This is a genomic window from Paenibacillus sp. NRS-1760 (assembly GCF_050467785.1).
GTDB lineage: Bacteria > Bacillota > Bacilli > Paenibacillales > Paenibacillaceae > Pristimantibacillus.
Map to the genome: position 1 here is coordinate 489,437 of NZ_JBITPK010000008.1, position 21,616 is coordinate 511,052.

Annotated in this window: 18 protein-coding genes; all 18 read left to right on the forward strand. The window is 46.3% G+C overall.

Translation table 11 applies throughout. The features are described from left to right. The first annotated feature begins 220 nt into the window (after positions 1-220). The 18 genes from ACIFSR_RS09320 to ACIFSR_RS09405 all read left to right on the forward strand — a co-directional run bounded on the left by ACIFSR_RS09320 (position 221) and on the right by ACIFSR_RS09405 (position 21,612). Complete coding sequence (locus tag ACIFSR_RS09320) at positions 221-3,574, forward strand: S8 family peptidase (RefSeq protein WP_430056883.1); 3,354 nt, start codon at positions 221-223, stop codon at positions 3,572-3,574. A 116-nt stretch (positions 3,575-3,690) separates the two neighbouring features. Beyond that, positions 3,691-3,957, forward strand: coding sequence for a DUF1146 domain-containing protein (locus ACIFSR_RS09325; RefSeq protein WP_076266234.1), 267 nt, complete (start codon positions 3,691-3,693; stop codon positions 3,955-3,957). A 300-nt stretch (positions 3,958-4,257) separates the two neighbouring features. Then, positions 4,258-5,694, forward strand: coding sequence for a UDP-N-acetylglucosamine 1-carboxyvinyltransferase (gene murA, locus ACIFSR_RS09330; RefSeq protein WP_430056886.1), 1,437 nt, complete (start codon positions 4,258-4,260; stop codon positions 5,692-5,694). Positions 5,695-5,867: 173 nt separating this feature from the next. Beyond that, complete coding sequence (locus tag ACIFSR_RS09335) at positions 5,868-6,845, forward strand: LacI family DNA-binding transcriptional regulator (RefSeq protein ID WP_430056889.1); 978 nt, start codon at positions 5,868-5,870, stop codon at positions 6,843-6,845. Between the two features lie 190 nt (positions 6,846-7,035). After that, positions 7,036-8,343: an ABC transporter substrate-binding protein gene (locus ACIFSR_RS09340; protein ID WP_430056891.1), complete on the forward strand. Its 1,308-nt coding sequence runs from the start codon at positions 7,036-7,038 to the stop codon at positions 8,341-8,343. A gap of 106 nt (positions 8,344-8,449) precedes the next feature. Continuing rightward, positions 8,450-9,334: a carbohydrate ABC transporter permease gene (locus ACIFSR_RS09345; protein WP_076266231.1), complete on the forward strand. Its 885-nt coding sequence runs from the start codon at positions 8,450-8,452 to the stop codon at positions 9,332-9,334. After that, complete coding sequence (locus ACIFSR_RS09350; RefSeq protein WP_430057091.1) at positions 9,334-10,161, forward strand: carbohydrate ABC transporter permease; 828 nt, start codon at positions 9,334-9,336, stop codon at positions 10,159-10,161. Before ACIFSR_RS09345 ends, ACIFSR_RS09350 begins: the two co-directional genes overlap by 1 nt. A gap of 24 nt (positions 10,162-10,185) precedes the next feature. Continuing rightward, the gene (locus ACIFSR_RS09355; RefSeq protein WP_430056894.1) at positions 10,186-11,643 is read left to right on the forward strand and encodes a glycoside hydrolase family 32 protein; all 1,458 of its coding nucleotides are present in this window, start codon (positions 10,186-10,188) and stop codon (positions 11,641-11,643) included. Positions 11,644-11,655: 12 nt separating this feature from the next. Continuing rightward, a complete protein-coding gene (locus tag ACIFSR_RS09360; protein ID WP_430057094.1) occupies positions 11,656-12,606 on the forward strand; it encodes a carbohydrate kinase family protein in 951 nt (316 codons plus the stop codon). Between the two features lie 218 nt (positions 12,607-12,824). Continuing rightward, complete coding sequence (locus ACIFSR_RS09365) at positions 12,825-13,196, forward strand: DUF3846 domain-containing protein (RefSeq protein ID WP_430057095.1); 372 nt, start codon at positions 12,825-12,827, stop codon at positions 13,194-13,196. 234 nt (positions 13,197-13,430) lie between these two features. Further along, positions 13,431-14,936 (forward strand): efflux RND transporter periplasmic adaptor subunit, encoded by a 1,506-nt coding sequence (locus ACIFSR_RS09370; protein ID WP_430056897.1) that lies wholly within the window; start codon positions 13,431-13,433, stop codon positions 14,934-14,936. Further along, positions 14,933-15,700 (forward strand): ABC transporter ATP-binding protein, encoded by a 768-nt coding sequence (locus tag ACIFSR_RS09375; RefSeq protein WP_430056900.1) that lies wholly within the window; start codon positions 14,933-14,935, stop codon positions 15,698-15,700. The genes ACIFSR_RS09370 and ACIFSR_RS09375 overlap by 4 nt, the downstream gene beginning before the upstream one ends. Continuing rightward, complete coding sequence (locus ACIFSR_RS09380) at positions 15,642-16,832, forward strand: ABC transporter permease (protein WP_430056902.1); 1,191 nt, start codon at positions 15,642-15,644, stop codon at positions 16,830-16,832. The genes ACIFSR_RS09375 and ACIFSR_RS09380 overlap by 59 nt, the downstream gene beginning before the upstream one ends. A 124-nt stretch (positions 16,833-16,956) precedes the next feature. Then, entirely contained in the window at positions 16,957-18,147 is a 1,191-nt protein-coding gene (spoIID, locus tag ACIFSR_RS09385; protein ID WP_430056905.1) for a stage II sporulation protein D, read from the forward strand. Positions 18,148-18,229: 82 nt separating this feature from the next. After that, the gene (locus ACIFSR_RS09390) at positions 18,230-18,976 is read left to right on the forward strand and encodes a M23 family metallopeptidase (RefSeq protein WP_076266223.1); all 747 of its coding nucleotides are present in this window, start codon (positions 18,230-18,232) and stop codon (positions 18,974-18,976) included. A gap of 192 nt (positions 18,977-19,168) precedes the next feature. After that, positions 19,169-19,456, forward strand: coding sequence for a sporulation transcriptional regulator SpoIIID (spoIIID, locus tag ACIFSR_RS09395; protein ID WP_054025430.1), 288 nt, complete (start codon positions 19,169-19,171; stop codon positions 19,454-19,456). A 124-nt stretch (positions 19,457-19,580) separates the two neighbouring features. Further along, positions 19,581-20,573, forward strand: coding sequence for a rod shape-determining protein MreB (gene mreB, locus ACIFSR_RS09400; protein ID WP_076266222.1), 993 nt, complete (start codon positions 19,581-19,583; stop codon positions 20,571-20,573). 175 nt (positions 20,574-20,748) lie between these two features. Beyond that, positions 20,749-21,612, forward strand: a complete 864-nt coding sequence (locus tag ACIFSR_RS09405) for a flagellar hook-basal body protein (RefSeq protein WP_430056909.1) — start codon at positions 20,749-20,751, stop codon at positions 21,610-21,612. The last annotated feature ends 4 nt before the right edge of the window (positions 21,613-21,616 follow it).

A 21,616-nucleotide genomic window follows, 5' to 3' on the forward strand; every position in this document is an offset into this window, starting at 1 on the left:
ATGTGGACCAGTGTTGCCGCTCGTCTATATTTACCGGGAAATAATAGTTTGTGCCGAATACTGACGTTCCGAGCTATGGAGCGGGATAGTTGTAGGACTTTCGTCCTTTTTGTCTTGCAGAAACAAGGGAAATGATACCTGTAAAGAGAAATTGTAGTTAAGGAATATCCAATTGAAAATGGGAACAAACCATAACCCGTTTCATACGAAAAGGCAGAAAATGATGAGCACTCAAAAAGAACCAAAGCGATTACGAAATTCACAAATGATTAGTCAGCGCCCATCTGTTGATCGACAGGGCTCTGCGCTCAAAAAGCATACAGCTCGCTTGTCTTTGCAAGCAATCGCCATTGCCACGCTCGCCGCGCGCAAGCTCCTTCGTCGCGCGCTGCCCGCGCTGCTGATCGGGAGCATCACCCTCGGGGGCATAGCCCCCGCAGGGTTCGCTCCCGGAGCGGCGCCTACGGCGCTGGCCGCAGCATCCCCTGCGGCTGAGGGCGCCGAAGGCGCCGATGCAGAGCAGCCGCAAAGCTGGCTGCTCAAATGGCATGACCCCGCGCTAGCGCAAGAGCTGCGCGGGACAGAGGTGCTCCGCCGCCAGAATGAGGCGGCGGTCATGCTCGTACGTCCGGCCGCTGAAGGCGCGGACGTACAGCAATGGCTCGACCGGCTGCGAAGCCTGCCGGGCGTAGAGTACGTGCACCCGAACAATAGGGTGCATATGCTTGCTCTGCCTGCCGGCGAGTCGGAGGACGCAGCCTCGGCAGGCTCAGAGGCCGCGCGCAGCAATGCGCGGCCTACAGGCTCTTCACCATCCAATGTATCGCCCGCAAGCTCTGAATCTTCAGATGCATCACTCCTAGGAGCTGCGTCTTCTGATGTGTCGCCTACAACCTCTGTATCTTCAGAGGCATCACTCTCAGGAGCTGCATCTACTGATGTGTCGACTAAAGAGTCATCACCATCCAATGTATCACCGGCAGCTTCTGTACCTACCGAAGCATCGCCTCCAGAGACTCCATCGACACCGCCAGCGGCGCCGCAGGAGTCTGAGGCTGCTTCCACAGCGAAGATTGCGGCAGCGGCAACAGTACTGAAAGCAAATGATCCTGAGTTGTCTAAGCAGCTTTATCTCAGTCAGATCGGCGCGCAAAAGGCGTGGGAAACCGTTCGCGAGCAGCAGCAGCTTACGATAGCGATCGTGGATACAGGTGTTGATTTGGAACATCCGGATTTGAAGCCTAATCTTGTTCCAGGCGCTAATCTAGTGAGCCCTGGTGAGTCGCCCGATGATGACAATGGGCACGGTACAAGTGTAGCGGGTGTTATCGCAGCTGTAGGAAATAACGGCATTGGCGTATCAGGCATACTGTGGAAAGCCAAAATCATGCCGATAAAAGCGCTGGATCACCGAGGTGACGGAACAGAGCAGGAGCTCGGCGAAGCCATATTGTACGCCGTTCGCAGCGGAGCAAGCATCGTTGTGCTGTCGGTTGGCCTTCATCGATATTCTCCGTACATGCTCGACATTGTACAATATGCGGAAAGCAAAAACGTACTGCTTGTAGCAGCGGCAGGCAATGACGGCGTCACCTTTGGAGAGAAAGCTGCGGTAAAATACCCGGCAGCTTATCCGACGGTACTCGCTGTCGGTGGCGTCAAGTCGAATAATACGGTCGATAGTCGATCGAATCGAGGGACTGAGCTTGACCTTGTCGCACCTTGGAATGTATATACAACAGCCATTGGTGGACTCTATAAGAAAGAAGAAGGAACTTCAATGGCGGCTCCGCAAGCCGCAGCTGCTGCAGCGCTCATATGGGCTCGCTACAAGGACATGAAGCCTTACCAGATACGCGAGCTGCTGCGCCAAACAGCTAAGGATATTGGGCCGCCAGGTGCGGACAGCACGTCAGGTTACGGTGTGCTGCAGATCGACCAAGCGGTACGTTCAACCTTGAAACCAGACGGCTTCGAACCAAATGACACCCAATCAACTGCTGCAAGGTTTCCGCTGAACAGCCAAATTTCGGCTTTGCTGCAGGGCGTATCCGACCATGATTGGTATCAAATCGATGCGCCGTATGATGGCACGTTGACCATACAATATGAAGGACTTGTTCCTAGCGGAAAGATTGTTCCGCCTGTTAGGCTCACCCATTACATGAATGGCGTGAAGCAAAGTACGAGCGATACGAAGCTTGCAAGCAGGTCCATTGATCTTGAGGTTAAAAAAGGGCGGCAGCTCATTCATCTGGAGCTCATCAATCAGAGCAGCAACGATGAATTGCCTTATCTGCTCACGTCTACTTTTACGATGAAGCCGGACGATTACGAAAAAAATGATAAATCTTTTGAAGCTTATACATTGCAGCCTCGTACGCAGTCGATTACGGGCAACTTTCATCAAACCGCCGATCGCGACTGGTTTACGGTAACCTTTACGCAGAGCGGAAAGCTAAGTCTGACGCTTAGTACGAATACGGCACGTATTGATCCAGGGCTTGCTATACAGAAGGCAGGTCAGCAATTAATGGTGTACGATGATGAGGGTGAAGGGGAGACTGAGCAGTCACCAGTCATAACTGTGACTCCTGGTAAATATTATATTCGTGTTCACAATGCAATCTCCTCAGAAGCTAGTCCGACCATAGGCACCTACATATTGAAGATGGATTATATGCCAAAATATGATGATCCGAATGAACCAAACAATAAATCGTACGAGGCGTTCATGATTAATCCAGGTACGGAGTACCTTGGTGTAATTAGCAGCTACTCCGACGTAGATTGGTTTCAAATCCGGGTTTCAAACGCCAGCATTATCAGCATGACGGTAAACGGTGTACCGCTTGATGTTGATTTGAGCCTCTTGCTCTATGATAAACGGATGAAGCAGCTTACGGCATCCAAAACAAAAGCAAGCGGGAAGCTGCAAACCGAAGAAAAGCTGCTGCAGCCTGGAGTGTATTACGTGAAGCTGGAAGCAGATGCTCCTTTTGACAAGCAGTATTATCGCTTAAAGGTGAAATCAGAGGAGTTGATTGCTGGATTCCGTGATATTAAAGGCCATTGGGCTCAAAATGAAATCGTCGCGTTAAACAAAAAAGGCATTATTAACGGAACAGGACAAAATCGCTTTGAGCCTAGACGCTCCATAACGCGAGCTGAGGCCGTTTCCATGGTTGTGAAGGCATATAAGCCAGCTTCATCAAGTCGCGTGCAAGGGAAGCGATTCAAAGACGTCCCATTAAAACATTGGGCTAATGATGCGATTACGAGGGCTGTAGAGCAAGGCTGGGTAAAAGGATTCCCGAATGGCGAGTTCAAGCCGGATCAGCCGATTACAAGGGCGGAAATGGCAATGATTATCGGTTATGCGGAAGGTGTACGGCCTAAGCTGCCTGTCATTGATCCGTTCGCCGATGTACCAAAGTCTCATTGGTCAGCACCCATGCTGTATGCCATGAAGTTGAACAAACAAATTGAAGGGATAGAGTCAAATCTGTATAAACCTAGCCTGCAGGCTAGCCGTGCAGATTATACGGTGCTGCTCCACCGATTTATCGCCTAATATTTTCATCAAACAAAATGACTTCCAGTTACGTTAATAATATGAAGCAAGATAAATGTTGCTTTTAAAGCTGCTTGAGTTTGAAGCTTAAAACATGAAAAAGCTCAGGAGGCATCATGGACGTAAATTACGGTCTTATAAATGGTTTGCAAAACTACACCGGAATGACCGGGTTGTTTTCTATTATCATTGTTATTCTTAGCATTATTTTGGTGTGGTTTGTACTGCAAGAGGTGAAATGGGAAGCTTTTTTTCGTTTTCCAAAGAGTCCAAAGGCTCGTTTGTTTCAAGTATTTGTTGCAATTATAATGGGTCATTTGTTAGCAAAATTCATCTTGGAATATTGGGGCTACACCGTTCTTCTCAAATCGTTTGTCGAATAACAAAAGCGAAACATGTCAACAATGGGTAATACATGACGGTCTCAAAAAGCAGTTGGCTTGCGAATAGGTATAAATCAGGACCCGTAATCGAAGCGGAAACGTAGTTTTTTCGTGAAAAAGAGACGTTTTTGGAGAAAAAAGTCATAAAATGCGCTGGGAATGACATGTAAAAAATGGTAATAATATAACGCTTGTCGATTGGTGTAATTGAGTGATAAGATGAAGGTTGGGTAAAGTGAGATAAACCTTTTTTTTCACAAATAGGAAATAGAAAATGCAGTTCGCGGAGGGAACCAAAAGATGACCAAAATTATCGTCCGCGGAGGCCAGCGTTTAAAGGGAACGGTCCGTGTTAGCGGAGCAAAAAATGCAGTACTCCCCATTTTAGCGGCCTCATTATTGGCGACAGAAGGAGACAGCGTCATCTATGACGTACCCCTCCTCGACGACGTTATGACGATTCAGAAGGTGCTTGCCTCTTTAGGCGCACAATTATCCTATAATAATGAAACGATGCGTATTACAGCGCAGACCATTACGACTTATGAAGCTCCTTATGAGCTTATTCGAAAAATGCGGGCATCCTTCTTAGTTATGGGTCCTCTTCTTGGTCGGATAGGCAAGGTAAGAATTTCATTGCCTGGCGGCTGTGCGATCGGCACTCGTCCGATTGATCAGCATTTGAAGGGCTTTGAAGCGATGGGCGCTGAAATTACGCTTGGGCAGGGCTTTATCGAAGCCAGCACAAAGACGCGTCTTAAGGGTGCGAAAATTTACCTAGACGTAGCCAGCGTAGGCGCAACGGAAAATATTATGATGGCAGCTGCTTTAGCAGATGGCACAACGATTCTTGAGAATGCAGCCAAAGAACCGGAAATCGTGGATTTGGCCAACTATATCAATGCTATGGGCGGCAAAGTTCGTGGCGCTGGTACAGGAGTTATTCGTATTGAAGGCGTGGACCGGATGTATGGCGCAGCCCATAATGTAATTCCTGACCGTGTTGAAGCAGGCACGTACATGATTGCGGCCGCTATTACAGGCGGTGACGTTTTCGTTGAAGGTGCAATTTCTGATCATTTGACGCCGGTAATCTCTAAGCTGCAGGAAATGGGCGTAGAAATTACGGAGAGCGATAACGGAATTCGTGTACAATCGAGCAAGCAATTGAAATCGGTTGATGTGAAAACATTGCCGCATCCAGGTTTCCCAACAGATATGCAATCCCAAATGATGGCTCTTCTCCTCGTATCTGAGGGAACAAGCGTTGTGACGGAAACGGTTTTCGAAAATCGTTTTATGCATGTCGAGGAATTCCAGAAGATGAACGCTCAAATTAAAGTTGATGGACGTACAGCTATCGTTAATGGCGGTATGCCGTTAACGGGTGCAAAGGTATGCGCTACCGATTTAAGAGCAGGAGCAGCACTTATTTGTGCGGCTTTGCGGGCGGAAGGCGAGACTGAGGTAACAGGTCTGCATCATGTGGATCGTGGTTATGTCAACATTACAGGCAAGCTTGCAGCTCTTGGGGCTGATATTCATCGTATTGAGTTGATTAGCGAGGAAGACACGGCGGCAAGCAAGCCATCCGTTTCGGTCCAAGTTACATCGGCAGTGCGTGATTCGGCTGCTGTAGTGGCGATCTCTTCATCGTCTTCTGATGTGGATACAGCTGCTTCCTTTAAGCGTGAGAAAGAGGTTGCGGTTCTCAAAGTTCAGCCGACGTGGGCTTAATTTTCCGTTAAGAACAAGATAAAGAAGCTGTTTCAAATAAGTCGCAAAGGGCTTATCTGAAACAGCTTCTTTTTGTTTGGACAATCTATACTTTTGAAATATTTATTAAGTATAATAAGGCTAACCATTTAGCTATAATGGTTACTACTACTGGAATAAGCAAAGGGGCGGCCATGGCAACGATACACGATGTGGCAAAAATAGCGAACGTATCCGTGACGACGGTTTCCCGCGTTTTAAACAATCGGGGTTATATTAGTGAAGCAACGAGAATGAAGGTTTATCAAACGATGGAGCAATTGAATTACCAGCCTAACGAGATTGCCCGCTCATTACTAAGAAAACAATCTAACGTTATTGGTCTTATTATACCTAGTGTAGCTCATCCTTTTTTTAGCGAGCTCGCGAATCACATAGAAAACTATGCTTATGAGCTCGGCTTCAAAATGCTGCTTTGCAATTCCCAGCTTGACCCTCAGAAAGAAAAGGATTATATCGAAATGCTGAAGCGCAATCGTGTGGATGGCATTATTATGGGCAGCCATACGCTTCAGGTCGATGAGTACAAACATTTGAACTCGCCAATTGTCACGATTGATCGTCAGATCAGCAGTGAAATTCCGTATATCTCTTCCGATAATTATGCAGGCGGGAGCCTTGCGGCACAATTGCTGGTTGGTGAAGGCTGCAAAAAAATTGCGCATATATGCGGTAATTTGGAGCTGCATTTGCTCGCAAATCAGCGTACAGAAGCGTTTCAAGCCGTGATGAAGGAGAAGGGGATCGAGCATGTGATCATTCAGACTGATATGAATGTGTTTGATCAACTCCAGTACGAGCAAATTATACATCAGCTGTTTCAGGATCATCCCGATCTGGATGGCATTTTCGCAACGAGTGATATTATTGCTGCTTTTGCAGTTAAGGAGTGTGTGATCGCCGGCAAACGAATCCCGGAGGATGTGAAAATTATCGGTTACGACGATATTAGCGCAGCCAGATGGCTCACACCGGAGCTGACAACGGTGAAACAGCCGATTGCAGAAATTGGGAAAATGGCAATTGATTTGATTATGAAGCAGATGAACGAGGAAGCTTTCGAATTCGAAAATATTTTACCGGTTGAACTGATTAAACGAGCTTCTACATAGATTAAAAAACGTGAAAAACCCAAGCGCAGCATGGGTTTTTTATTTTTTTTAAATGTATGTCAAACGTTTAACATGTCAAACGATTGACATACTCTTATTCACAATTATATAATACGTTTTGTAAGCGGTTTACACGATCGGTAAATCGTCTTTCAATCTTTTTCAATCTCAAAAAATTGGGGGCAATCAAATGAAATCATTGAAATGGATGCAAGCGATAGCATTATCGCTAATGGTAGTTATGGTTGTAACGGCATGTGGCAATTCGAATAACGCGGGATCGTCTAATGGAGGTTCTGAAGTAAAGATATCGTTGCTTAACTCGAAGGGCGAGATTCAAGCCCAGCTCGAAGAGGCTGCGAAAGTATTTAAAGAGGATAATCCTAACATTACGCTTGAAATTATACCGGTACCTGCAGGACAGTCGCCTTTTGAGAAAGCGTCTGCGCTTTATGCATCAGGAAACCCGGCTACCATTACGATGCTCGATACAGGAGATGTTGAGAAATTCAAGGATCGTGTTCTTGATCTTAGCGGTGAGAAGTGGATGGCGGATGCCGTTGACCGCAGCACGGCGCTAACGACATTTGATGGTAAAAACTACGCTTTCCCGCTTGCAGTTGAAGGTTATGGTTTTATTTATAACAAAGCGGTTGTAGATCAAGCGGTAGGCGGAACATTTGATCCAGCAACGATCAACACAACAAGCGCACTTGAAGAGCTGTTCAAGAAAATCGAAGCTTCGGGAAAAGCGCCGCTTATTATCTCTCCAATGGATTGGTCGCTGGGAGCACATTATTTGCCGCTGGCTTACGCGGGTCAATCAGCGGATACGGCTGCAGTTGCAAAGTTTATAGACGATTTGAAGGCTGGAACAATCGATTTAGCTAGCAATACGGTTTTCAATGGACTAATGGATACGTTCGACGTCATGACGAAATACAATATCGACAAAGCTTCCCCATTGTCTGGTACCTATGAGCGCGGTCCAGAGGTGCTGGGTAAAGGCGAGGTAGGTATCTGGTTCCAAGGGAACTGGGCTTGGCCGCAAATTAGCAGCTTTGATACGGCAAGCGGACAATACGGCTTTCTACCTGTCCCTATAAGCAACAATCCAGATGATTTTGGCAATACACAAGTGTCTTCTGCGGTTTCGAAGCGTTTGGTCATCGACAAGGAAAAAAATACGGCGGAGCAGCAGGCTGCTGCAAAAACGTTTTTGGAGTGGATGGTATACAGTGAGAAGGGTCAAGACTTCCTCGTAAACAAAGCGAATATTATTCCAGCGTTCAAGAACATTACACTTGAAGCCAAAGATCCGCTTGCAAAGTCCATATCTGAACATATCGCAAACGGCAAAACAGAGGATTCCATCAGCACGCTGCCAGCTGACCACTGGGCTAAGCTTGGCGCATCGATGCAGAAATATTTAGCAGGTGCTTCGGATCGTGCGGAGTTGACGAAAGACATTCAAGAGTATTGGAAGACGGTTAAGTAATTCTTAATAGCTTATAGAAGGCTTACCCCGCCAACCGACGGGGTAAGCTGTTTACTCTTTATCGTATTTTGACTTACAAAACCATGCTTGAATGTGAGGGATCATGATGATAACGGAAAAAGGGCTGTGGAATCGATTACGATTGCGGCTGCTGTTTACCGGACCGACTTTGTTTGCTTTTCTTGCTGTAATGATTATTCCATTCTTGTATGGGATTTATTTGACCTTTACGAATTGGGATGGCATATCGACGACAAGCAGTTTGGTTGGATTTGAGAATTACGTAGCGGTATTCAAGGATGCTGTTTTTTGGAAATCATTTTTGCTTACGTTAAAATATGTTTTTATTTCTGTTGCTCTTATTAACGTAGTTGCGTTTTTGCTAGCTTACGTATTAACGAGAGGATTGAAGGGGCAAAGTATTTTTAGAGCTGGCTTCTTTATTCCCAACTTGGTAGGCGGCATTGTACTCGGCTTTGTATGGCAATTTATTTTCTCAAATGTACTCGTGTATCTAGGCAAAGAATGGGGTATTCCGTTATTCAGCTCCTCATGGCTGGCTGACCCGGACAAAGCCTTCTGGTCGATGATTATCGTCACGGTATGGCAATATGCCGGTTATATGATGGTTATTTATGTAGCTGGGCTTATGAATGTGCCTAAGGATATTTTGGAGGCAGCAAGTATTGATGGTGCGAGCCTATGGACGAAAATGCGCAAAATGATTTTGCCGCTGATGGTTCCATCGTTTATCGTCTGTGTTTTCCTATCACTGCAAAGATGCTTTATGGTTTATGACCTGAACGTTTCACTCACAAAAGGCGGACCGTTCAAAAGTACGGAAATGGTATCGATGCATGTTTACGAGAAGGCATTTCTATCGCGGGATTATGGCGTAGGCCAAGCAGAAGCATTTGTTCTGTTCCTGCTGGTGGCGACGATTACCATAGCACAGGTTTATTTTAGCAAGAAGCTGGAGGTTGAGGCGTGATGGAGAAAAAGAACCAATGGCTCGCATGGACAAAGTTCATCGCCCTCTTCGTTATTTTAGTTCTGTTCGTCGTTCCTTTCTTTATGCTGCTCATCAACTCATTTAAGGAAAACAAGACAATCACATCAAGTCCGCTTTCCTTGCCGGATAGCCTAAGCTTCACGAACTACACAAATGCATTTGAAAAAATGAACTTCATATCGGCATTTATGAACTCTGTAGTCATAACTGTGCTTAGCGTTGTGCTTATCTCTATTTTAGCGGCAATGACGGCTCATTATTTTGTGCGAAACCAAACAAAAACGAACCAATATATGTTTTTCCTTATGGTTGCGGCTATGATCATACCTTTCCAAGCCATTATGATCCCTCTCGTCAAAATATACGGAACCATTGGTCTTCTTAATAGCAAATGGGCCCTTATTTATATGTATGTCGGATTTGGCAGTCCGCTGGCCGTCTTTATTTATCATGGGTTTGTAAAAAGCATACCAGCCGAGCTGGAAGAAGCGGCGCTTATCGATGGCTGCACGCGGACGCAAACTTTCTTCCGTATCGTATTTCCGGTGCTTGCTCCGACGACGGTTACGATTGCCATTTTGAATGTATTATGGATTTGGAATGACTTTTTATTGCCTTCCCTCGTGTTGATTTCGCCGGATGAGCGGACACTGCCGTTGTCTACTTTCTATTTCTTCGGTACGTATTCGGTTGATTATGGACCATTAATGGCAGGGCTTATGCTGACCATATTGCCTGTGCTTGTTGTCTACTTGTTTGCGCAGAAATATATTATCCAAGGGGTCATGCAAGGCTCAATTAAATAATAAGTAAGGGTTGGATGCTTTATTTTGTATACAAGAGAAAATGCCGACACATTTATTGCAGAACGCAAGTATTTGTTGAAAGAGGAATACCGCCTTGCTTATCATTTAATGAGCGAGTTTGGGTGGATGAATGATCCGAATGGTTTTGTTTATTATAACGGTGAATACCATATGTTCTATCAGCATTATCCATATCAGCCCGTATGGGGGCCTATGCACTGGGGACATGCGGTTAGCCATGATCTCATCAAGTGGAAGTACCTCCCGGTTGCACTTGCGCCCGATCAGGACTATGACCGTGACGGCTGCTTCTCTGGCAGTGCTGTTGAGCGGGATGGCAAGTTGTATTTGATGTATACGGGACATTTGATAACGGGGCCTAATAGGGAGCTTGATTATAGTCAAAATCAAAATATCGCTGTTTCCGACGATGGCATCCATTTTGAGAAACTGGCTAGAAATCCTGTCATTGGTTCAGACCAAATACCGTCAGGATTCAGCCAGAAGGATTTCCGAGATCCGAAGGTATTCGAGCGCGACGGTGTTTATTATGCCGTTTTAGGGTCAAATGATGGACGGGGCAGCGGACTGATTTTGCTATATCGTTCAACGGACCTTGTGAGTTGGAGTTTTAGTGGGGAAATCGCGCGCAGTGATGGGAAGCTTGGCGACAACTGGGAGTGTCCTGATCTGTTTGAGCTCGGAGGGCGTGATGTGCTGGTAATGTCGCCGCAGCGTATGCCAGCGCAAGGAGATGACTATCGTAATCTGCATTCCACTACCTATATGATTGGACACTTGGATATTAAGCAAAGCAGCTTTCAGTATGATCGGTATGAGCCGGTTGACTGCGGCTTTGATTTTTATGCTCCGCAGACAACCGTTGATGAAAGAGGCAGACGCATTATCATCGGCTGGATGGAGACATGGGAACAAGAAATTCCGACGCAGCTTGGGCATTACTGGGCCGGCGCTATGACTTTGCCGCGTGAAGTTATTTTGCAGGGTGAGTCGTTATTGTTCAAGCCGCTTGAGGAAATGAAAAATTACCGGAAAAATGCTTATGAGGCAAGCGATATTAACTTATCAGATATTGTTAAAGATATGGGAGTTAGCGGCGATTGTTATGAGCTGGAGGTCGTATTCCAGGCAGATCAAGCCAAGGAATTTGGTTTGAAGCTGAGGGTGCACGGCGAGGAAGAAACCGTATTGTCTTATCAGCAAGCAGAAGGCAAATTCCGTTTTAATCGCGATAAGTCAGGGATCGGTCTTGGCGGTGAGCGCAGGACTAGTGTTGAACTGAAGGATGGTTTGCTGGCTTTGCGCATCTTCGTCGATAAATCCTCCGTCGAGGTGTTCATTCAAGGCGGCGAGAAGGTGATGACAGGCCGTATTTACCCAGGTGCTGTATCTCTCGGCATATTCGCTTACGCAGAAGGTGCTTGTACTATGGTATCCTTTAAAAAATGGGACATCAGCTAGGGGGGGCTTAATCTGTCTAAACTATATACGATTGGTGAAGCATTAATTGATTTTATTCCGGATACTCGCGGCATTGAGCTCAAAGATGTCGTTGGTTTCACGAAGGAAGCAGGCGGCGCTCCAGCTAATGTTGCTTGTGCGGTTGCGAAGCTAGGCGGCAGCAGTGCCTTCATAGGTAAGCTGGGTAAAGATGCTTTCGGTGACTTTCTCTTGGAAACGATGAAAGCGTCAGGTGTTGATACCCAGCATGTGCTCCAAACGAATGAAGCAAATACTGCTCTTGCGTTTGTAAGCTTAAAAGCCGACGGGGACCGCGATTTTTCTTTCTACCGAAATCCAAGTGCCGATATGCTGCTTTCAGCGGATGAGGTTAACGAAGAGTGGTTCGCTAAGGGAGATATTTTGCACTATTGCTCAGTAGATCTTATTGAAGCTCCTGTGAAATATGCGCATCTCAAAGCGATTGCGGGGATGAAAGCAGCAGGAGGACTCATCAGCTTTGATCCTAACGTGCGCCTGCCGCTATGGGCAGATCATGAGCAGTGCAGACAAACGATACTGCAATTCATTCCTTTGAGCCATCTTGTCAAAATAAGCTCGGATGAGCTTGCTTTTGTGACGGGAATTGAAGACGATAAAGAGGCTATTGCTTCTTTGTTTGTCGGAGACGTTCAAGCTGTTGTATACACAAAGGGAGCGGATGGTGCGGTGTGGTATACGTCTTCCTACGAAGTATCTACTCCTGGCCAGAAAGTAGCCGTTGTGGATACGACTGGAGCTGGCGATGCTTTTATTGGAGCGCTGCTGTACCAGATCCAGCGAAGTGAAGAGGCGTTAAGCGAAATGAATGCTGATACGGCCAAACGTTTGGTTTCGTTTGCGAACGCCGCCGCTGCTCTTACGACAACAAGAGCAGGCGCGATTTCGTCGCTGCCTGTTTTGCAGGAGCTTCCTCCTTTGTAATCAACGCTGTATCTATTTAGAGAGTATGTTTTTTCTCGCCAATTCGGGAGAATGAAACATACTCTTTTTTTGAATGGACGACTGAATGGCTATAAGTACTCGCAAACGTTGATAAATGTGCATGCAAGTGAAAGTTTGTAATTGGGTAAGCACTTGTCATAGAATGAATTAAAATAATGGTTTTGGCAGAACGAAGGGTGTGTTGTCAATTGGCTACGATGAAAGTCATTGTTGCAGAAATCGAAAAAGAATTAGAAGTAAAAGAAATAGAGATAAAGGGAAACATCTATGACGCATTAGATGAAATAGCTGAAGGCAACGTAGAATCTATCACGATATGGAATGACGTTGTTTTATGGTTTAACATGGATTTGCAGTCCGATGGGTCAGCATTCAATTTCCATCTGACCGAGAAATCGCGAATCAGAAACCAAGATGAATACGAGCCTAAAGTATCCGTTATTGGAAATGCTATTTTCACTGGAACGGATGAAGATGGCGAGCCCGTTGGATTGACGGAGGATGAAATTAAGGCTGTCATGAGTAACTTCATTGACCGCAAAACATACCACCAATTCACCAGAATATAAAGAATGAGGGCGGAGGGGGATTTCCGCTCTTTTTTTAGCCCATTTATATCGTTATTCAGTAGGAACCCTATTATTACTGAACTTTTGCCGCCTTACGTAATCTTTTACATCATACGCCTGCTCCCAAATGAACACTAGATGGGGGCATTTTGTCGTCAAGCTTGTTCATCTTCCGTTCATTTTTGAATGCTATAGTCGATCTCACTAAGACCAATGGAAGGTGGATTAAAGCAGATGAAGAAGTGGACGATAGGGCTCGGCATTTTAATTATTTTAGCCGCGGCTGGAGCAGGTGCCTATTATTTTTATTTTGCTAAGGATAAGGAAGCAGCAGGTGTAATGCCTACGTCTCTGACGGTGCAGGCGACAAAAGGGTCAATCGTAAAACAAATTAGCGGGACAGGTTCGGTAGCAGCTAATTCGAGGGAATCAGTGACTGCTGGCAAGAGCGGCACCATAGCTACTGTGAATGTCAAAAAAGGAGATAAGATTAAAGCGGGACAAATTCTTGTTACCTTTGAGTCTGCGGACGACAATGATGACAAAATTAAATCGATCAATAAAAGCATCACAAAACTACAAGAAACGATTACTGAATACCAACAAAGCTATAAGGAAGCAACGGGCACTGAAAACGAAGAGGCCACGAAGGCATCGCTTCAAAAGAATATTGAGAATGCAAACGATGAGATCGCAGACTACCAAGATCAACTACAAGATATCTATGAAGCACAAGCAAAAGAGGAAAAAGTAGTGACAGCCTCCATAGATGGCGAAGTTACCGAATTGTCTATTGAGGTAGGCGATGAGGTGAATGCCAATACGGCAATAGCTACAATTGTAGATTATACGAAGCTGGAATTTGTTACATCTGTGGATGAGCTTGATATATCTGCTTTAAAGGTTAATCAATCGGCAGATTTGTCCTTAAGCGCGCTGACTGACAAGAAGATCAATGCAACCGTATCGGATATTGCGATGGAGGGTACTTCCAATAACGGTTCATCTTCATTTGAAGTGAATTTATTGCTAAAAAACATCGAAGGCGTGAAGGCGGGGATGTCTGGTGAAGCAGCCATTACGATTGCGTCTAAGGAAAACATCATTCTTGTTCCGGTAAATGCCGTCGTCGAAATGGGCACAAGATCTTTCGTTCGTATTCCGTCCGAAAATGGCGGAGCGGGTACATCGGCAGGCGCTGGACAGGCTGGGCAGCAGCAAGAAGGGGCAGGTGCTCCTGGTGGATCTGCAGACGGGAAACAAGGAACGGCGACGGGACAAGGCACTACAACAAGCGGAGCACAGAAAGCTCCGACGGGGGGAACGGGAACAGGAGCTGTGAGGCAAGGTGCTCAGGGTGCGCAAGGTAATGGTGCAAGAGCAGGCACAGGTCAATCCATTGCAGCTGATGGTTCGGCTTCAGCAGGACAATCGGGAGCAGGTCGTGCAGCCGCTGGTGGCGGATTTGCAGCTGGCGGTCGTGGCGGCCGCATGCCGGATGCGCTTGGCGGCCAGCTGGTTGAGGTGACCACAGGACTCAGCAATGAAAATTTTGTGGAAATTGTCTCAGGGCTAAAAGAAGGGGACAGTGTGCTTGTTCCGATTGCCCAAGGAACGGCTGGCATGGGCAGCAGCTCTGCGGAGATGACAATGCGGCAGGGCGGCTTTGCTGGCGACGTAATGGTCTTCCCAGGAGGCATGGGCGGAGGAATGCGGACTGGAACAGGTGGTCCACGATGAGTTCAACGCTGAATGCACCATTAATAGAAATGAACAAGATCACGAAGTTTTATACGATGGCGCGTGAAAAAATGACAGTGCTCCATGAGGTCTCTCTTACGGTTGCACGTGGTGATTTTCTAGCGATCGTGGGTCCATCCGGCTCTGGAAAATCGACGCTTATGAATATTATTGGCTGTCTTGATTTGCCGAGCGAAGGAAGCTACAAGCTTGAGGGGCTTGAGGTGACTGGACAAAGCGATAATAAACTGACAGAAATACGAAATAAAAAAATTGGATTTATTTTTCAAGGGTATCATTTGCTTCCGAAGCTCACAGCACTTGAGAACTGCGAGCTTCCGCTTATTTATCGGGGGCTGCCGGGCAAGGAGAGACGTATGCGCGCGATGGAAGCGCTGGATAGAGTAGGGCTCGGTGATCGAATGAACCATCGCCAAAACGAGCTGTCGGGCGGGCAGCAGCAGCGTGTTGGCATTGCGCGCGCTCTGGCGACTAATCCGCCTATACTGCTTGCCGATGAACCAACAGGCGCGCTTGATTCTAAGACAGGCATGGAAGTGCTCAATATGATGGATGAACTGCATCGTGCAGGTCAGACTATCGTTTTGATTACACATGATATGGAAGTAGCCAAACGAGCAAGCCGTACGGTCATTATTCGGGATGGGGTGTTGACGGAGCGGAAGCAAGAGAGGAGGGACAGCGATGAAGCTTACGCAAGGTCTCAGGATGGCAGTCAAGAGCGTCTTATCCAACAAGCTTAGAACAATATTATCGATGCTCGGTATATTGATTGGTGTTGCAACGGTCATTGCGCTTGTTGCTATGGGAAAGGCTTCCTCCAATGAAGTGGCTAATCAGGTATCTTCCCTTGGCAGCCCTAACTCGCTTTCCGTTAATATTCTTGGACGTGGAACAGTTACGACGCTGTCAGTCGATGAAGCGAATGAGCTTGGTGATGTTATGAATATTGCGGGTGTTGCGCCTGTGACGAGCACAACAGGATATGCGAAATACGGCAAGACGCAGGTATCCGTTACCGTAGAAGGAATAACCGCCGCTTATGAGGAAGTGAAAAGCTTTCCCGTACAGGATGGCAGATATATCGCCTCTCCAGATATAACAAACAACACCAAGGTTGCGCTTATTGGTGTGGAGACCGCGAAGGATTTATTTGAGGATGAGAGAGTGGACCCTGCGGCGGCAGTAGGGAAAAAGATAACTATAAACGGTTATAATTTCACGATTGTTGGATTGCTGGAATCGCAAGGAAGCTCACTCAGCGGCTCAAATGACGAGAAAATATTAATTCCGATAACGACAGCTCAGAAAATATTTCAAACAAGCGGCGTTTCTACTATTAACTTAATTGTCTCGGATATAGATCGTATGGCTGCGACGGTTACTGCCGTAGAAGCTGTTCTCTATGAGAAATTCCGAGGCAATGAGAATGCCTACAGGGTGTTTAATCAAGAGGAAGCGATGAAAACATTAAATTCCGTTAATGAAACGATGAACAGGCAACTCATTTATGTAGCGATCATTTCTCTTATCGTAGGTGGAATCGGCATCATGAATATTATGCTAGTGTCTGTAACAGAGCGAACGCGAGAGATTGGCATTCGAAAATCATTGGGAGCAAAAAAGCGGGATATTATGTTTCAATTTCTAGTAGAGGCTGTGTGCATCAGCGGTTTGGGAGGCGCACTAGGAATTGGACTTGGATATATCGCCTCTTTTACTATTGGAATGATTATGAAGACGGAAACGGAAGTACCTTTAGATACTGTATGGCTAGCTTTTGTCTTTTCTGCCCTCGTAGGCGTTATATTTGGCTATTTGCCTGCAAATAAAGCGGCTGGTCTGCGGCCGGTTGACGCGCTTCGCCATGATTAGACTTTAAGGTTCTACCCTATTATTTGTGCTCATAGAATGAACCATCAGGACCCGTATTAAGAGAGAGGGGGCGGCAGTGGCTGCTTCCTGCTTCCTTTTTCCGGCCAAGATGGAAGGAGAGCTCATGAGGCGAAGAAGAGGGACGTTTTCAATAGTTTCGATGATCGATCGTATACGGACAAGCAGACCGATGGCCTTGTTTGCAATCGGAGCGATGCTTGGCGCATCTGTCATTCTAGTAAGGCTTTCAGTTGACGAGCTTCACGATGCGAAGGCTGCTAGGCCTTTAACAGACAACGCATCTATTAAAGCGGGTAATCAAACGATGCCGAAAACGGGCATATTGGATGATGTGGATGCGCTCATTCCATCTTCTGAAAATGATCTTTTAAAACGGCCAACGGCTGGTGATGGGAAGCATGGAGAAACGCTGGATGCGATTGATCGTCTCGTTATTCGTGTTTATTTGACGAAGGAAAAGCGGATAGAGCGAGTTCCGCTTGAAGCGTATGTTCGCGGTGTAGTAGCTGCGGAAATGCCAATCGGATTCGAGCTTGAGGCGTTAAAGGCGCAAGCCATTGCAGCACGTACGTATATGATTCGTAGAATTTTTCTTGGCAATGACAGCGGAGTTCCGGTAAAAGGAGCGGATGTGACGGACACGACCGATCATCAAGTGTATATTTCCGTTGCAGAGCTCGCAGCCAAATGGCCAAAGAATGAGCAGAAAAACAATATGAGCAAGCTCAATGAAGTGATCATTCAGACGAAGGGCAAGGTTATCACTTATAAAGGCGAACCGATAGATGCCGCTTTCTTCTCTACCAGCAATGGATTCACCGAAAACTCGGAGGACTATTGGACGCAAGAAATTCCATATTTGCGCAGCGTGGCAAGCCCATGGGACAAAGAGCTGTCGCCGAAATATAAAGAAACGGTCAAGCTGTCACTTAACGAGTTTTACAGTAAGCTAGGAGTAGCGAAGAAGAACTCTGCCAAACCTTCCATTCGTGTAATAGAGAAGACAGAAGGAAATCGAATCAGCAAGATGATTATCGGAGACAAAACGTTCACAGGCCGAGAAGTGAGAGAGCTGCTAGGACTTGCTTCCTCTCAATTTATTTGGAATATAAAAGATAAATCGATATCCATAACGACTTTTGGTTATGGGCATGGCGTCGGCATGAGCCAGTGGGGAGCCAATGGAATGGCGCAATCAGGGGCAAAAGCCGAAGCTATTCTGGCTCATTATTATTCTAGCGTTCAAGTGGAACAAGCTTCGAAGCTATCGGAAGAGCTGAGAGCTCGCTCGTAATTTGAACTCTTTCAATATTTCGTATTCACCTCACGTATAAACCTAGCAGATCTGGTAACAATGGCTAGTGAGGTGATAGAAAATGAATGATCAAAATCAAAGTAAACCGAAGCAAAGACCAGAAGAAACTCCCAAAACTGTTCTGGGAGGAACGTCTGCCGCCAAATCTAGCAGTGGATGGAAGAACCTTTTTGCAAAGCGATGGGTATCTCCAGCAATCTTCATGGCCGCGGCAGCAATTATCGTAACCTTAATGTGGATCTATCAGGGGGCGGATACAAAACCGACAGCGACAACAGGAAAAACCGAGCCTTCTGAAGTTACACAAGGGGAAGCGTCAGGAACGCAAGGCAAGGATGAAGAAGTGCAAGAAGTTATTGCTGCCAACGAATCAATCCATTGGCCGCTAGCTGACAAAACAGTGCTTAAAGAAGAGCTTCCATTCTACGATGCAAAAGCAAGTGACGCAGAACGCGAAGCTGCATTGATCCAAACGGGTGACAAGTTCTCTCCTCATATGGGTATCGACTTTGTTGACCCAAATGGAAAAACATTTGATGTGCTTGCAGCATTATCAGGCAAGGTTACTTATGTGGAGCAGCATCCAACTAACGGCAACTCCGTCGAAATCACACATGAGGGCGGTCTAGTGACTGTTTACCAAAGCTTAGCGGATGTAACAGTTAAAGAAGGCGATGATGTTACGCAAGGAACAATAATCGCAAAAGCCGGTCGCAATGATTTGGAACGCGATTTGGGCATCCACCTTCATTATGAAACAAGAAGCAATGGCAAGGCGATAAACCCAAGCTCGTTAGTCCAAGAGTAATACAAGTTAAACCATAACGTCAGGTTAGTGAAAATAGGACTTTAGTCGTACAGGCGGGGAGCAATTCCCTGCCTGTTTTACGTTTTTATGAAAATTTATTCACATTCCTGCCTGTCAAGCTTGGCCACAACGAATATATACGGTGCCTACTCATATAATGTACCAAACTATCTCGAGTAGGGAGGCGGGAACGTGCACGATTACATTAAGGAGCGAACCATTAAAATAGGCCGCTGCATCGTGGAAACGAAGCATACGGTGCGGACGATCGCCAAGGAGTTTGGCGTGTCTAAAAGCACTGTGCACAAGGATTTAACTGAGCGGCTTCCTGAAATAAACCCCGATTTGGCCGATCAGGTAAAGCACATTCTCGAGTACCACAAATCGATTAGGCATCTGAGGGGAGGAGAAGCGACCAAAATTAAATATAAAAAAACGAGTACAAAAAAGCGTGAAGTGCTCGCAGCAGGAAAGCATTGAAGTTTTTTCACGAATTATAGAGGAATTTTGTCTTTTTTGGCGAATAATAAACGTTAGCGGTTTCTGTGTCAAGGGAACCAAATGTACGTTTTGTAATTATTATTCGTTGGGGGACTTAAGCCTTATGTTGAGCAAGGATATTGGGATTGATCTTGGTACTGCTAATGTATCCATACATGTAAAAGGAAGAGGCGTTGTTCTCGATGAGCCTTCTGTAGTTGCCATTGAGAGTGATTCGAAACGCGTGCTGGCAGTAGGCGAGGAAGCGCATCGCATGGTAGGCAGAACGCCGGGCAATATTATTGCGATTCGTCCGCTGCGTGATGGTGTTATTGCGGATTTTGAAATTACGGAAATTATGCTTAAAGCATTTATTGATCGCGTGGAGGGACGGAAATGGTTTAGCCGTCCCCGTATTCTTATCTGTGCTCCAACCAACATTACTTCTGTGGAGCAGAAGGCTATTCGTGAAGCTGCAGAACGCAGCGGAGCAAAAGAAGTATTTCTTGAGGATGAACCAAAAGCCGCTGCGATAGGGGCTGGAATGGATATCTTCCAGCCTAGCGGCAATATGGTCGTTGACATTGGCGGAGGCACGACAGATGTAGCCGTTCTTTCTATGGGCGACGTTGTCACTGCCTCCTCCATTAAAGTCGCAGGGGACAAGTTTGACGATGCGATTATGAAGTTTATCAAGAACAAATACAAGCTTCTAATCGGTGAAAGAACAAGCGAGGATATTAAAATTAAAATTGGTACTGTGCTAGAGGGCGGAAAACAGGAAGAGATTGATATTCGTGGTCGCGACATGGTTTCAGGCCTTCCTCTCACATTAACGATTCGTTCAGGAGAAGTTCGTGAGGCGCTATGGGATTCCGTAATGTCCATCGTATCGGCTGCTAAGGCTGTGCTGGAACGCACGCCGCCTGAGCTGTCAGCGGACATTATTGACCGTGGTGTTATTTTGACAGGTGGAGGCGCTTTGCTTGGCGGACTAGATTCGCTTTTAGCAGAAGAGCTTAAAGTGCCTGTGCTTATTGCGGAAGATCCGATGCACTGCGTCGTTAAGGGAACGGGAATCCTTCTAGATAACTTGGACAAGCTCGGGAAGAAGTAAAGACCGTATGCGGCCTATATAATAGATGATTTGCGCGGGTAGGGAGCCTTAGGGGGGCGTAGCCGAGGCGTAAATGAGTCATAGGTCGCATGGACAAGCTATTCAGGCAGCCTTGCTTTCAACCGATAACATATATAGCTAGGATCGATTGGAAGCACTAAGGGGGTAACAACGGATGTTAAGAGGATTGTACACCGCGGCGTCAGGCATGATTTCTCAGCAGCGCAGACATGATACGGTGACGAACAATATTTCGAATATTAATACGCCTGGTTATAAGCAGACAAACGCTGTAACTCGTTCGTTTCCGGAGATGATGCTGTCATTGACAGGCGCTGGTCCGGAGAATTTCACCAAGATCGGTAAACTGACTAATGGTGTATTTGCGGAAGAAAGCTTGTCTATTCATTTGCAGGGCGATCTCACACAGACGAACAACTCGTCTGACTTTGCTTTGATCTCCAACATTGAAGTAGACGGGTTGTCCTTTGACGCTTCCGGTAAAAATATAAGCCCGGACGGAGAGATTACTTTTCAGCCTCAAGCCTTTTTTACACTACAGGATCAAAATGGCGAGGTTCGTTATACGCGGGGCGGGAAGTTTACGCTGACCGAGGATGGCTTTCTTATGGGAAGTGACGGCTCGAGCGTGCTTGGAACGAACGGTCAGCCCATTCAGATGCCTGCCGGTGTAGGTCTAGACAGACTTGTATTGACTGATAATCAGCGCTTCGTTGATGCCAATGGGCAAGATATCGGCGTTCAATTGCTAATTAGCCGTGTTGATAATCCGAATATGCTTGTGCGCGAAGGAAACGGAAGCTTCCGATTCTCGGGAGAGGGCGGCGAAGCTGTCGCTATCGCTCCGAATGAACGCGTGGAAGTGAGACAGGGCTACATAGAACGTTCTAATGTTGATACCGCGCAAGCAGCTATTGACCTTATGTCGGCGCTTCGTGCTTATGAAGCTAACCAGAAGGTTATCCAATTTTATGATCAAAGCTTAAGCAAAGCCGTCAACGAAGTCGGTCGCGTGTAACAAC